General features: G+C 73.3%; 13 protein-coding genes. 8 read left to right on the forward strand and 5 right to left on the reverse strand.

Annotation, left to right across the window (positions count from 1 at the left end; genetic code table 11):
* Window positions 1-12 precede the first annotated feature (12 nt).
* Window positions 13-1,134 carry a helix-turn-helix domain-containing protein gene (locus tag AB0K28_RS25860; protein WP_364374739.1) on the reverse strand — a complete coding sequence of 374 codons (1,122 nt, stop codon included), beginning with the start codon at window positions 1,132-1,134 and terminating at the stop codon, window positions 13-15.
* 96 nt (window positions 1,135-1,230) lie between these two features.
* Here AB0K28_RS25860 and AB0K28_RS25865 point away from each other — a divergent pair, with 96 nt between their 5' ends.
* Window positions 1,231-2,127 carry an alpha/beta hydrolase gene (locus tag AB0K28_RS25865; protein WP_364374742.1) on the forward strand — a complete coding sequence of 299 codons (897 nt, stop codon included), beginning with the start codon at window positions 1,231-1,233 and terminating at the stop codon, window positions 2,125-2,127.
* A 159-nt stretch (window positions 2,128-2,286) separates the two neighbouring features.
* Here the strand turns inward: AB0K28_RS25865 and AB0K28_RS25870 are convergent, their stop codons facing one another.
* Window positions 2,287-3,270: a helix-turn-helix domain-containing protein gene (locus AB0K28_RS25870; protein ID WP_364374745.1), complete on the reverse strand. Its 984-nt coding sequence runs from the start codon at window positions 3,268-3,270 to the stop codon at window positions 2,287-2,289.
* Between the two features lie 72 nt (window positions 3,271-3,342).
* Here AB0K28_RS25870 and AB0K28_RS25875 point away from each other — a divergent pair, with 72 nt between their 5' ends.
* Window positions 3,343-3,675: a cupin domain-containing protein gene (locus tag AB0K28_RS25875; RefSeq protein WP_364374748.1), complete on the forward strand. Its 333-nt coding sequence runs from the start codon at window positions 3,343-3,345 to the stop codon at window positions 3,673-3,675.
* On the opposite strand, the gene AB0K28_RS25880 is transcribed toward AB0K28_RS25875, so the two are convergent.
* Window positions 3,660-4,046: a nitroreductase family deazaflavin-dependent oxidoreductase gene (locus AB0K28_RS25880; protein ID WP_364374751.1), complete on the reverse strand. Its 387-nt coding sequence runs from the start codon at window positions 4,044-4,046 to the stop codon at window positions 3,660-3,662. The genes AB0K28_RS25875 and AB0K28_RS25880 overlap by 16 nt on opposite strands.
* 96 nt (window positions 4,047-4,142) lie before the next feature.
* Between AB0K28_RS25880 and AB0K28_RS25885 the strand changes: the two genes are divergently transcribed.
* The 6 genes from AB0K28_RS25885 (at window position 4,143) to AB0K28_RS25910 (ending at window position 11,376) form a co-directional block, all read left to right on the forward strand.
* Window positions 4,143-4,790: a TetR/AcrR family transcriptional regulator gene (locus tag AB0K28_RS25885; RefSeq protein ID WP_364374754.1), complete on the forward strand. Its 648-nt coding sequence runs from the start codon at window positions 4,143-4,145 to the stop codon at window positions 4,788-4,790.
* Window positions 4,791-4,826: 36 nt separating this feature from the next.
* Entirely contained in the window at window positions 4,827-6,131 is a 1,305-nt protein-coding gene (locus AB0K28_RS25890) for an aspartate aminotransferase family protein (protein ID WP_364374757.1), read from the forward strand.
* A gap of 139 nt (window positions 6,132-6,270) precedes the next feature.
* Window positions 6,271-7,599, forward strand: a complete 1,329-nt coding sequence (locus AB0K28_RS25895; RefSeq protein WP_364374760.1) for a cytosine permease — start codon at window positions 6,271-6,273, stop codon at window positions 7,597-7,599.
* A 35-nt stretch (window positions 7,600-7,634) separates the two neighbouring features.
* A complete protein-coding gene (locus AB0K28_RS25900; protein ID WP_364374763.1) occupies window positions 7,635-9,194 on the forward strand; it encodes a hydantoinase/oxoprolinase family protein in 1,560 nt (519 codons plus the stop codon).
* A gap of 5 nt (window positions 9,195-9,199) precedes the next feature.
* Window positions 9,200-10,264: a DUF917 domain-containing protein gene (locus AB0K28_RS25905; RefSeq protein ID WP_364374766.1), complete on the forward strand. Its 1,065-nt coding sequence runs from the start codon at window positions 9,200-9,202 to the stop codon at window positions 10,262-10,264.
* Window positions 10,261-11,376: a DUF917 domain-containing protein gene (locus AB0K28_RS25910; protein WP_364374769.1), complete on the forward strand. Its 1,116-nt coding sequence runs from the start codon at window positions 10,261-10,263 to the stop codon at window positions 11,374-11,376. Before AB0K28_RS25905 ends, AB0K28_RS25910 begins: the two co-directional genes overlap by 4 nt.
* Here AB0K28_RS25910 and AB0K28_RS25915 read toward each other — a convergent pair.
* Both AB0K28_RS25915 and AB0K28_RS25920 read right to left on the reverse strand, forming a co-directional pair.
* On the reverse strand, window positions 11,357-12,616 hold the full coding sequence (locus AB0K28_RS25915) for an MFS transporter (RefSeq protein WP_364374772.1): 1,260 nt from the start codon (window positions 12,614-12,616) through the stop codon (window positions 11,357-11,359). The two genes, AB0K28_RS25910 and AB0K28_RS25915, sit on opposite strands and share 20 nt — an antisense overlap.
* The gene (locus tag AB0K28_RS25920; RefSeq protein WP_364374775.1) at window positions 12,613-13,215 is read right to left on the reverse strand and encodes a helix-turn-helix domain-containing protein; all 603 of its coding nucleotides are present in this window, start codon (window positions 13,213-13,215) and stop codon (window positions 12,613-12,615) included. The genes AB0K28_RS25915 and AB0K28_RS25920 overlap by 4 nt, the downstream gene beginning before the upstream one ends.
* Window positions 13,216-13,299: the final 84 nt, after the last annotated feature.

Below are 13,299 nucleotides of genomic sequence, written 5' to 3' on the forward strand. Positions count from 1 at the left end.
GTGGCGCAGGAGCTACAGGGCTTGCTGGCTGAGGCCGGTTTCGTGCGGTTCCGGGTGGAGACCCTGGAGCTGCGTCCGCCGGTGGCCTGCGTCCTCGCCGCTGCCCCGGGTGGTGAGGAGGCGCCAGGTGGTGAGGGCCAGGTGGGCGCGCATCAGGCCGGTCGGGGTGGTGAGGTCGAGGCCGAGCGTCCGGCCGAGGTGGTCGAGGCGGCGGGCGACGCTGCTGTGGTGAAGGTGGAGGAGGTCGGCGGCGCGGCGGAGTGAGCCGGTGGCGCAGTAGGCGTCGAGGGTTTCGAGATCTTCTGGGGCGAGGGCGGAGACGGCGGCGACGTCGGGGTTGTCGCGGGCGGCGGCTTCCGGGATGTGGGCGAGCAGGGCCACGGCGCCGAGGTCGTCGTGGTGGGTGATGGGCCGGCGGTGGGTGGTGAAGCGGAGGGCGGTGCGGGCTTCGTGCCAGGCGCGGGCGGGGTCGGGGGCGGTGCCGATGCCGGCGCGTACGCCTGTGGGGAAGCGGGTGGGGTCGAGGGTGGTGGCGAGGATGGCGCCGACGCCGGCGAGGGGTGCGGCTTTGACCGGGCGGGTGGGGCAGATGGCGGTGCCGACCTGGTCGAGGGGGAGTGCGGTGTGGACGGCGGCGACGTGGAGGCGCAGGCCGGGGGCGAAGCCGAGCAGGCGCAGGGCGCGGGCTCTGGCGGCTTCGTCGGTGTCGGCGCTGATGGCGAGTTCGACGAGGGCGGGGTCGGCCATGGTGGTGCGGGCGGGGCCGTAGCGTTCGACGACGGCGGCCGCGGCGATGGCGAGGCGGTCGAGGAGGAGGTCGTCGAGGGTGCGGGGGGTGTCGTGGCGTTCGAGCCAGCAGGTGCCGATCTCTTCGTCGTCGAGGAGGATGGGGGTGCTGGTGGACGGGGGCTGCGGCGGGCCGGTGACCTGCTTGCCGTCGGGGCCGAAGCGGATGGCCTGGCCGGTGCCGTGCAGGCGGAGGCCGGTGACGCATTCGGCGAGGCCGGCTGAGGCGCGGGTGAGTGCGGGCAGGTCGACGCGGCGGCGCATGAGGGTGTCGTAGAACATGACGACCCTGATGGCGCCTCCGGCTTGGGAGTCGAGCTGGGACAGCCGTACGGCGAGAGCCTCCACGTCTGCCAGGGTATGCGCCGTTCGGTGCGTGGGGCGGGGGTGATGTGCGACGGATGGCGGATGATGCGAAGGGGCGGGATCGCGAGGATGGCTGGCATGGATCCCGAACTCGAACCATTCATCCCGTTGTTTCCGCGGGCCGACCTGTCGGACCCGGTGGCTGAGCGGAAGAACTTCACGGCGCTGGCCACGTCGCTGCCCGCGCCCGATCTCAAGGACACGGAGGTGGTGGACCATACGGTGCCGGCCGATCCGGACGTTCCCGTGCGGGTCTATCGCCCGCGTGACGCGCAGGGCGGGATCGTGTGGCTGCACGGCGGCGGGTTCGTCATGGGCGACCTGGACACCGAGCATCCGTGGGCCGGGCGGGTGGCGGAGGGGTCGGGCGCGGTGGTGATCTCGGTGGGGTACCGGCTGGCGCCGGAGCATCCGTACCCGGCGGCGCTGGACGATGTGTGGGCGGTGCTGCGGTGGGCCGCGGAGCACGCGGGCGAGCTGGGGTTCGACCCTGAGCGGCTGGCGGTGGGCGGTCACAGCGCGGGGGCGTGCCTGGCGGCGGCGGTGTCGTTGCGGGCGCGGGACGAGCAGGGGCCGCCGATCCGGTTCCAGCTGCTGAACCAGCCGGGGCTGGATGATCGGCAGGAGACCTGGTCGGGGCGGACGTTCACCGAGACGCCCTGGATGAACCGGGACAAGGTTTCTGCGATCTGGCGGCACTATCTGGGTGGGGCGCCGGCCACGCCGTACGCGGCTCCGAGCCGGGCCGAGGATCTGGCGGGATTGCCGGCGGCGTACATCGCGACGGCGGAGTTCGACCCGAACAGGGACGAGGCCATCGAGTACGGGCTGCGGCTGCTGCGGGCGGGGGTGCCGGTGGAGTTGCACCAGTGGGCGGGCACCTTCCACGGTTCGCAGGCGTTGCTGTCGGCCGAGGTGTCCCAGCGGCAGCTCGGCGAGGCGGCGGCGGTGCTGCGCCGGGCGCTGGCTCGCTGACGGTGGCTCGCTGACGCTGGCCGGCTGACGGTGCCGGCTGACTGTGACGGCTGACGGTGGCCGGCCGACGGTGGTGCTGCGCCGCGCTTCGGCTCGCTTGACGGTCGTGCCGGGCCGGCCGGAGGGCGTCTCAAGGGGCCGGCTCTTCGGCAGGGCCGGTCAAGGGGCCGGCTCTTCGGCAGGGGCCGGTCCCTTCGCGGTGCGGCCGCGGAAGGCGCGGCGGTAGGCGCCCGGGGTGGTGCCGAGTGCGGTGTGGAAGCGGCGGCGCAGGTTGGTGGCCGAGGAGAGCCCTGAGCGGCGGGCGACCGCGTCGAGCGGCAGGTCGCTGGTTTCGAGCAGGTCCTGGGCGGCGGCGATGCGCTGCGCGAGCAGCCACTGGCCTGGGCTGATGCCGAGCTGGTCGATGAAGCGACGGGTGAGCGTGCGGGCGGACTGGCCGGCGCGGGCGGCCATGGTCTCGACGGTGAGGGGTTCGGCGAGACGGGCGGTGGCCCAGTCGAGGAGGGGGGCGAGGGTGCCGTCGATCTGGGCGGGGCGGGGTGGGGCGGTGTATTGGAGCTGGCCGCCTTCGCGGTGGGGCGGCATGACCATGGCGCGGGCGATGTGGGCGGCGTGGCGGGCGCCTTGGTCGCGGCGTACGAGGTGGATGCACAGGTCGATGCCGGCTCCCGCGCCGGCGCTGGTGGCGAGGTCGCCGTGGTCGACGTACAGGACGTCGGGGTCGACGTGGACGTGCGGGAAGCGGGCGGCGAGTTCGGCGGTCAGGCCCCAGTGGGTGGTGGCGGTGCGTCCGTCGAGGAGACCGGCGTGGGCGAGGGCGAAGGCGCCGGAGCAGATGCTGACGAGGCGGGCGCCGCGCGCGTGGGCGCGGCGCAGCGCGTCGGTGACGGCGGGGGAGGGTGGGTCGGCGGGTGGCAGCCAGCCGGGGATGATCACGGTGTCGGTGTGGGTGAGGGCGTCGAGGCCGTCGGTGACGAGCATGTCGTAGCCGGCGCGGGTGGGGACGGGGCCGGGGTGTTCTGCGCAGACGCCGAAGGTGTACGCGGCGGGCAGCTCGGGCCGCTGGATGCCGAAGACCTGGGCGGCGCAGGCGAGCTCGAAGGTGGACTGTCCTGGGCGGACGAAGGCGGTGACGCGGTGCATGTCTGAAAAGTAGCGCGGGATGTCTTTTCTGACACTCGGCGGGGGCGGTGGGCGGCTGTCAGGGTGGTGGGCATGACGACACAGAAGGACATGCCGGGCTACGTGTGGTCCTCCGTGGAGGACGCCCCGGTGCGCGAGGTGTTCCCCGGCATCCGGTTGCGCCCGCTGTGGCGCGGTGCGGGCGGGGCGGGGGCGTACGTGCTGGAGATGGACGCCGGGTCCTGCTGGGAGGGCGTGGACGTGCACGATCCTGGGCCGGAGGAGGTGTTCGTGGTCTCCGGGGTGTTCAACGACGGTGAGCGGGACTATCCGGCGGGGACGTTCATCCATGCTCCGGCGGGTTCGTCGCACGTGCCGCAGTCGGCGCAGGGGTGCACGTTGTTCCTGTTCTATCCGGAGGGCTGAGTGTCGGCGGTGTCCATGCGGAGGAACTCGGTGATGCGCAGCAGCCGGGGTGCGCGTTGGGCGTTGTCGGGCAGGTCGGGGAACGCCTCGTCGCGGCCGACGATGCGCGGGGCGGTCAGGTCGAGGTCCTTGCCGTCGGCGTGTAAGCGGGCGTGGCCGGTGGCGAGGATGTTGCGCACCCAGTCCGAGCGTGAGCCGTAGACGAGGATGAACAGGTAGCCGCCGGGGACGGGGAAGGCGTCGAGCGGGGTGCGGTAGGCGCGGCCGGAGGTGCGTCCGACGTGGGTGAGCACCGGGTAGCTGCCGCGGCGGATGGACATGGGGTTGAAGATGCGCTTGTTGACGTGTCCCCACCAGAGCGGCATGGGCATGGAGGCCTCCTCAGACTTACGAGCGTAAGGCTACTTACAGGTGTAAGGTTGGCTTACGCTCGTAAGGCTGTCAATCCCCCCGTACCGGAGCCGCCCGTGTCACCACCGCTGAGCCGCGACCGCGTGCTGGAGGCCGCGATCAGGGTCGCCGATCGCGGTGGCGAGGCCGCCATCACGATGCGGCGGGTGGCGCAGGAGCTGGGGGTGGAGGCGATGTCGCTCTACCACCACGTGCCGAACAAGGAGGCCATGCTCGACGGCGTGGTGGACAAGGTGTTCGCCATGATCGAGCTGCCCTCCGGCGGCGGCGACTGGCGGGCGGCCATCCGGGCGCGGGCCGTGTCCGCGCGGGCGGTGCTGGGCCGGCACAGCTGGGCGCTGAGCCTGCTCGACTCCCGCCGCGACCCGGGCCCTGCGACGCTGAGTCACCACGACGCGGTGCTCGGGGTGCTGCGGGGGGCGGGCTTCTCGGTGGCGATGGCCGCGCATGCGGTCTCGGCGATCGACGCCTACGTCTACGGATTCGTGCTGCAGGAGTCGGTCCTGCCGGTCACGACCCCCGACGACAGGGAGGAGGTCGCCGGCAACATCCTGCAGGGTGAGGCCGCGGCGCAGTGGCCGCATCTCGCCGAGCTGATCGTGGAGCACGCGCTGCGGCCCGGCTACGACTACGCCGAGGAGTTCGGTTACGGCCTCGACCTCATCCTCGACGGCCTCGAAGAGCGGCGGCGCGCCGGCGGGTGATGGACGGGCCAGGTCCGCGTCCCTACCGTCGATCACATGGCACACCAGACGCCCCCCGACCGCCACCTCATCCGCTACAGCGGCCACGCCGCGTTCTCCCCCGACGTCATCGCCCGCGCGTCGGGCACCTCGGTGTTCACCGAGAGCGGCCGGGAGCTGCTCGACTTCACCTCAGGCCAGATGAGCGCCATCCTCGGCCACTCCCATCCCGAGATCGTCGCCACCGTACGCGAGCAGATCGCCCGCCTCGACCACCTGCACAGCGCCATGCTCAGCCGCCCGGTCGTGGACCTGGCGGCGCGGCTGGCCGCGAGCGTGCCCGACCCGCTGGACAAGGCGCTGCTGCTGACCACCGGCGCCGAGTCGAACGAGGCCGCCGTCCGGCTGGCCAAGCTGGTGACCGGCCGGCACGAGATCGTGTCGTTCGCCCGGTCGTGGCACGGCATGACGCAGGCCGCCGCGAACGCCACCTACAGCGCCGGCCGCAAGGGGTACGGCCCTGCCGCGCCGGGCAACTTCGCGCTGCCCGTGCCCGACCGGTTCCGTCCCGCCATCGTGGACGCCTCGGGCGAGCTGGACTGGCGCCGCCAGCTCGACCTCGGCTTCGACCTCATCGACGCCCAGTCGGTCGGCAGCCTGGCGGCCTGCCTGGTGGAGCCGATCCTCAGCTCGGGCGGCGTGGTCGAGCCGCCACCCGGCTATCTGCCGGCGCTGGCGGACAAGTGCAGGGAGCGGGGAATGCTGCTGATCCTGGACGAGGCGCAGACGGGGCTGTGCCGTACCGGCGACTGGTACGCCTTCCAGCACGAGGACGTCGTGCCCGACATCCTCACGCTGTCCAAGACGCTCGGCGCGGGGCTGCCGCTGGCGGCTGTGCTGACCAGCGCGGAGATCGAGCGGCGCGCCCACGAGCGGGGCTTTTTGTTCTTCACCACGCACGTCAGCGACCCGCTGCCGGCCGCCGTCGGCAACACCGTGCTGGACGTGCTGGAGCGCGACCGGCTGGACGAGCGCGCCCGCCGGCTGGGCAAGCTGCTGCGCGGCCACCTGGAGGAGCTGGCCACGCGGCACGAGGTGGTGGGCGACGTGCGCGGGCGCGGGCTGCTGCTCGGCATGGAGCTGGTGGGCGACGACCTGCTGGGGCCGGGTGGCGCGGACCGGCTCGGCGCTGAGGTGACCCGCCGCTGCTACGAGCTGGGCCTGCACATGAACATCGTGCAGCTGCCCGGCATGGGCGGCACGTTCCGCATCGCGCCGCCGCTGACCGCGAGCGAGGACGAGCTGAGCCGCGGCGCCGCCATCCTGGACGAGGCGCTCACCGGAGCCGCGCGTACGCTGTGAAGGAGCCCCGACGGCCGCGACCGTGCACTATGCACAGTCGCGGCCCGCCGGCTGTGGAATGTCCACACTGACAGCCCGGCTGCCGCTTCCTACCGTTGGCGTCCAACCACAGGTCTCGCTTGAGGTAAGGGAGGTCGGCATGGCCTCGGCCGTCGGTGTCGACGATTACGCGCTGTCCAGGGTGCCCAGCGGCGCCCGCTACTCCTGGTGGTCGGTGGCCGTGCAGCGGTTCGGCCAGATCTCGGCGCTCAGCCAGTTCCTGCTGGGCGCCACGCTCGGGTTCGGGATGGGGTTCTGGCAGGCGTTCCTGGCGCTGACGCTGGGCGCGGTCATCCTCGAGGTGGTGGCGGTGTTCGTCGGCGTGATCGGCGTGCGCGAGGGGCTGTCGACCTCCATGCTGGCCCGCTGGACCGGGTTCGGCAGGGCCGGGTCGGCGGTGATCGGGCTGGCGATCGGGATCAGCCTCATCGGCTGGTTCGGCATCCAGTCGGCGGTCTCGGCGCAGGGCCTGGCGAGCCTGGTGGGCGTGCTGCCCGAGTGGGGATGGTCGCTGGTGTTCGGGCTGCTGGTGACCGCGATCGTGCTGTGGGGGTTCGGGTCGATGGCCTGGACCGCGTACGTCACGGTGCCGGCGTTCCTCATCCTGGTCGGCTGGTCGATCATCAGTGAGCTGTCGCGGCACGACGTGGGCGCGCTGGTCGCCTCGGCGCCGCCGGGGCCGCAGCTGACCCTGTTGCAGGGGACGACGCTGGTGGCGGGCGGGTTCATCGTGGGGGCGATCGTCACCCCCGACATGACCCGCTTCAACAGGAGCGTGGCCGACGTGGTCAAGCAGACGCTGGTGGGCGTCACGCTCGGCGAGTACGTCATCGGCATGGCCGGTGTGCTGCTGGCGCACGCGGTCGGCACCAGCGAGATCACCACGATCGTGACCTCGTCGGTCGGCTGGGTCGGCATCCTCGTCATCGTCGCCGGCACCATCAAGATCAACGACTGGAACCTGTACTCCTCCGGCCTCGGCCTGGTGAACTTCGTCGGCACCGTCCTGGGCAGGAAGGTGCACCGCGGCGCCGCGACCGCCGTCATCGGCCTGCTGGGCAGCGTGCTGGCCGCGGCCGGCATCCTCGACGCGTTCGTGGACTTCCTGACGGTGCTCGGCGTCGTCTTCCCGCCGATCGCCGGGATCATGGTGGCCGAGTACTTCGTGGTGCGGCGCTGGCGCGGCGAGCTGGAGCAGGCCAGGCGGCGCGGCGCGGTGCCGGAGTCGGCGCCCGACTGGGTGCCTGCGACGCTGCTGATCTGGCTGGCCGCGGCGCTGCTGGGCCGCTTCGTGGAGGTGGGGCTCGGCAGCATCAACTCGCTGGTGCTGGCCTTCGTGCTCTACGTGGTGGCCGGGAAGCTGGGCTGGGTGCGCGGCGTGGGCTCGCACCGCACGGCCGAGGCCGTACCCGCCGGTTCGGCCGTCTGACGATCACCAAGCAACGACACACAGGGGAGTTCTTCGTGCGCATCGGCATCGACGTGGGCGGCACCAACACCGACGCCGTCCTGCTGGACGGGCGGCAGGTGCTGGCCGCCGTCAAGACCGGCACCACCGCCGACGTCACCTCCGGCATCGTCAGCGCCCTGCGGGGGCTGCAGGAGCAGCGGGCGTTCAACCTGGCGGACGTGCGCGCGGTGATGATCGGCACCACGCACTTCATCAACGCGCTCGTCGAGGCCCGCCGCCTGGCGCCCACCGCGGCGCTGCGGCTCAGCCTGCCCGCCGGGGCGTCGCTGCCGCCGATGGTGGACTGGCCGCAGCGGCTCGTCGACGCGGTGTCGGGGCGCGCCTACCTGGTGCACGGCGGGCACGAGTTCGACGGCCGGCACATTGCCGAGCTGGACGAGGCCGAGGTGCGCAAGGCCGCCGACGACATGGGACAGGCCGGGGTGCGCAGCGTCGCGATCACGTCGGTGTTCTCGCCGGTCAACGCCGAGTTCGAGGAGCGCGCCGCCGAGATCATCGCCGAGCGGCTGCCGGAGGCGGCGGTCTCGCTGTCGCACGAGATCGGCCGGGTGGGGCTGCTGGAGCGGGAGAACGCCACCATCGTCAACGCCGCCCTGCGCGAGCTGGCCGCGCACATCGTGGACGGGCTGTCCGCCTCGGTCACCGGCGCCGGCATCACCGCGCCCCTCTACCTCAGCCAGAACGACGGCACGCTCATGGACGTCGACTTCGCCCGGCGCTACCCGGTGGCCACGTTCGCCTCAGGGCCGACGAACTCGATGCGCGGCGCGGCCGTGCTGTCCGGCCTCGACACCTGCGCGGTGGTCGACGTGGGCGGCACGACCAGCGACGTCGGGGTGCTGCGGCACGGCTTCCCCCGCGAGGCCACCACCGACGTCACCGTGGCCGGCATCAGGACGAACTTCCGCATGCCGGACGTGCTGTCGATCGGCATCGGCGGCGGCAGCCGGGTCCGCCACGACGGCGCGGTGAGCGTCGGCCCGGACAGCGTCGGCTACGAGCTGACCTCCAAGGCGCTGGTGTTCGGCGGCGACACCCTGACCGCCACCGACATCGCCGTGGCCGCCGGCCGCGCCGAGATCGGCGACCCCGCCCTGGTCGCCCACATCGGCAAGGAGCTGGCCGAGGCCGCGCTGCGGCGCATCGCCTCCGACGTGGCCGACGCGGTCGAGCGCATGCGCACCTCCGCCGAGCCGCTGCCCGTCGTCGCGGTCGGCGGCGGCTCGATGCTGCTGCCCGACGAGCTGGCCGGCTCCGGCACCGTGCACCGGCCGGGACACTACGCCGTCGCCAACGCCATCGGCGCCGCCATCGCGCAGATCGGCGGCGAGGTCGACCGCGTCTACGCCGTGGAGCCGGGCCGCCGCGACGCCGTCGTGGACGCCGCCAAGCAGGAGGCCGTGGACCGCGCGGTCGCGGCCGGCGCCTCGCCCTCCAGCGTGCAGATCGTGGACTTCGACGAGGTGCCGATCCCGTACCTGCCGGGCAACGCCACCCGCATCAGAGCCAAGGCCGTCGGCGAGCTCCAGCTCACCGACGCGAAGGGACGGTGACCCAGGTGACCACGATCACCGCGGCCGATCTGGGCGACCTCGCCGCCGGCGCCGCCATCCTCGGCACCGGAGGCGGCGGCGACCCGCACATCGGCCGGCTGCTGGCCGCCTCCGCCGTCGCCGCGCACGGCCCCGTCGAGCTGTGCCCGCTGCAGGAGCTGCCGCCGGACGCGTCCGTGCTGCCCGTCGCGATGATGGGCGCGCCGACCGTGATGGTGGAGAAGCTGCCCTCGACCGAGCAGGTGGCCAAGGCCACCGAGGCGCTGTCGGGCTACCTCGGGCGCGGCGTCACCCACATCGCCTGCATCGAGGCCGGCGGCGTCAACTCGCTCATCCCCGTCGTCGCCGCCGCCCAGCTCGGGCTGCCGCTGGTGGACGGCGACGGCATGGGACGCGCCTTCCCCGAGCTGCAGATGGTGCTGCCCACCCTGTACGGCGTCTCCACCACCCCCATGTCGGTCGCCGACGAGAAGGGCAACAAGGTCGTCCTGGACACCGCCGACAACCACTGGGCCGAGCGCCTGGCCCGCTCGGCCACCATCGACATGGGCTGCTCGACGATGATCGCCCTGTACGGCATGACCGGCGCGCAGGCCCGCGACTCGCTCGTGCCGGGCACGCTGAGCCTGTGCGCCGAGCTGGGCGCGCTGGTGCGCCGCTCCCGCCACGGCGACCCGGTGGGGGCGGTGGCGGCGCGGCTGGGCGGGCGGCGGCTGTTCACCGGCAAGGTGATCGACGTCGAACGCCGCACCACGACCGGCTTCGCCCGCGGCACTGCCACCCTGTCGGGCATGGACGGCGACGCAGGGCGCGAGCTGGTGCTGCGTTTCCAGAACGAGTACCTGGTCGCCGAGCTGGACGGCGAGGTGCGCGGCACCGTACCGGACCTGATCTGCACCCTCGACCGCGACAGCGGCGAGGCCGTCACCACGGAGGCGCTGCGCTTCGGGCAGCGCGTCAGCGTCATCATCGCCCCGTGCGATCCGCGCTGGCACAGCGAGGCGGGGCTGGCGCTGGCCGGGCCGCGTTACTTCGGCTACGACCTCGACCCGGTGGGGGTGGGGCGGTGAGCTGGCTGCTGACCGAGGACGACCTGCCCGACCTGGCCCGCGGCGCGGCCCTGCTGGGCACGGGCGGCGGCGGCGACCCGTACGTGGGGCGGCTGCTGGTGCGGCAGGCGATCCGCGAGCACGGCCCGATCACCGTGCTCGACCCCGGCGACCTCGCCGACGACACCCTCGTCATCCCCACCGCGCAGATGGGCGCGCCGACCGTCGTGCACGAGAAGCTGCCGCGCGGCACCGAGCCGGTCGCCGCGCTGCGCGCCCTCGAACGCCACCTCGGCCGCCCGGCCGGGGCGACCATGCCGATCGAGTGCGGCGGCATCAACTCGATGATCCCGCTGGTGGTGGCCGCCGTCACGGGGCTGCCCGTCGTGGACGCCGACGGCATGGGACGCGCCTTCCCCGAGCTGCAGATGGAGACCTTCGGCGTGTACGGGGTGCCGGGCTCGCCCATGGCGGTGGCGGGGGAGCGGGGCGAGAGCACGATCATCGACACCGGCGCCGACAACCGGCGCATGGAGTGGCTGGCCAGAGGCGTGACCGTGCGGCTGGGCGGGGTGGCGCACATCGCCGAGTACGCCATGACCGGAGCGGAGGTCAAGCGGACGGCCGTGCCGCGCACGCTGTCGCTGGCCTTGGCCATCGGCCGGGCGATCCGGCAGGCCAGGCAGGCCGGCGCCGACCCCGTCGCCGCGCTCGCCGGCGCCCTGTCGGGCACCCTGTACGCGCACCTGCGGGTGCTGTTCCGCGGCAAGGTGTCGGACGTGGAGCGGCGCACGGAGGCGGGCTTCGCGCGCGGGCGGGCGACGGCGGTGTCGTTCGACGGGCGGCACGAGCTGGAGCTGGCTTTCCAGAACGAGCACCTGGTGGCGCTGGTGGACGGCGAGGTGCGGTGCGTGGTGCCCGACCTGGTGTGCGTGCTGGAGTCGGAGCTGGCCGAGCCGATCACCACCGAGAACCTGCGCTACGGGCAGCGGGTGACCGTCGTCGGCATCTCCACGCCCGCTCTCATGCGCACGCCTGAGGCGCTGGAGGTGTTCGGGCCGGCCGCGTTCGGGCTGCCGCACCCGTTCACCCCTGTCGAGGAGTGCAACCCGGTCACCGCCAGCCGACCGTGACCGGCACGGCTTCAGGACGGGCGTCGGCGAGGGCCGCTTCGACGCGGCGGTTGCTGGTCATGGTCGCGGTGACGGCGGTCATGGTGAGCAGCAGGCCGGCGGCGGCGTACAGCGGGGTGCGCAGGTCGTAGGCGGTGGCCAGCCAGCCGCCGAGCACGGCGCCGAGCGGGGCGGCGCACATGGCGAGCATGCGGGAGGTGGAGGCGACGCGGCCCATCAGGTGGGCCGGGACGATGGCCTGCCGCAGCGAGGGCGCGAGCACCATGGTGGCGCCCATGCCCGCCCCGCAGACGGCGAGCGCCAGCCCGGCCACGTACGCGTTCGGCGCCGCGGCGAGACCGAGGATGGCCAGCCCTTCGATGGCGGCGGTGCAGGTCAGCGCGGTCCCGGTGCCCAGGAGCCGGCCGAGGAACGTGGCGATGCCGGCCCCGAGCAGGCCGCCGGCCGCTTCGGCGGTCAGCAGCAGGCCGAACCCGAACGTACCGATGCCGAGACGCTCGTGGGCGAACAGGGCCAGCACGGTCTCCACGGCGAGGAAGGCGACGTTCCCGACGGCGGGCCGCAGCGCGAGCCCGAGCAGCAGCCGATCCTTGAACACGTAGGACGCGCCCGCCCGCGCCTGGCGCAGCAGCGATTCACGGGCGCCGGCGACCGGCCGCGGCACCGCGGGCAGCGACCGCACCAGCACCGCCGACACCGCGAACGACACCGCGTCGGCGACCAGCGGCACCGACCGTCCGAGCGCCAGCAGGGCACTGCCCGCCGGCGGCCCGGCGAACCCGGACGCCGCGGTCTGGGCGCCGCGCAGGCGCGCGTTGGCCCGCTCCAGCCGGGCCGGGTCGCGGCCGAGCAGATCCGGCAGGTACGCCGTGGCGGCCGTGTCGAAGAACAACCCGCCCAGCGCCAGCAGGAACGCCACCACCGCCAGCAGCGGAACGGTCAGCACGTCGAACGCCGCGGCGACGGCCGGGACGGCCAGCAGCGCGGCACGCCCGGCATCCGTGATCCACATCGTGCGCCGGCGATCCCACCGGTCCACCAGCGCCCCGCCGAGCACCCCGAACAGGACCCACGGCAGCGTCCCCGCGGCCGTGACGACGGCCAGCGCCATCGGATCCCGGGTCAGCGTCAACGCCAGCAGTGGCAGCGCGGCATGCGTCACACCGTCGCCCAGCGACGACACCGTCTGCGCCGTCCACAACCGCCCGAACCCGGCCGGCAAGCTCACCTTCGCCGTCATTCCGCACTCTCCTCAGCCCGCTCAACCTGTTCGTCCTCTTCGGCCCGCTCAGGCCGGTCGCCCTCCTCATCCAGCCCGGCCCGCTCTGGCTGGGCCGGGTGGAACAGCGCGAAGACGAGCGACGTGTCGGGACGGGACGGGTCCGACAGCGCCCGGTACTCGTCCGCCAGCGCCTCGAGGCGGGCACCCAGCTCCGCGAACTGCTCGTCGGTGAGCCGCAGGTGCGCCATCCGCACGTGCCGCTCGCCGTCGGCGGGGGACGCCTCCAGGTCGGCCACCGCGTTGCGCAGCAGCACGTCCGGCTGTCCCTGTCCCGGGTCCGGCAGCCGGATCGAGCGGGCGGCCATCGCGTAGTAGCGCTCGGTGACCCCGCGCACCTTCCGCGTCCGCACCACCTTCACCAGGCCGGCCCGCTCCAGGAGCCGTACGTGGTAGCTGGAACTGCCCTTGGCCAGGCCCACCCGCTGGGCGATCTGGGTGATCGTGGCCGGCTCGAAGCGGAGCACGGCCATGATCCGGTGACGCGTGAGGTTGGAGACGGCGCGGAGCTGCTCGTCGGTGGTGACGTGAAAGGTCTCAGGAAGATCGTCGGTGGACACGAGTCAATGGTCAACGACTCTTGACCATTGCGCAAGTCGTTCAGCGCGGTGATTTCGGCGCCACCCCGACGGAGTTACGGTCAT

This window comes from Nonomuraea sp. NPDC049504 (assembly GCF_040676845.1).
Classification (GTDB): Bacteria; Actinomycetota; Actinomycetes; order Streptosporangiales; family Streptosporangiaceae; genus Nonomuraea; species Nonomuraea salmonea.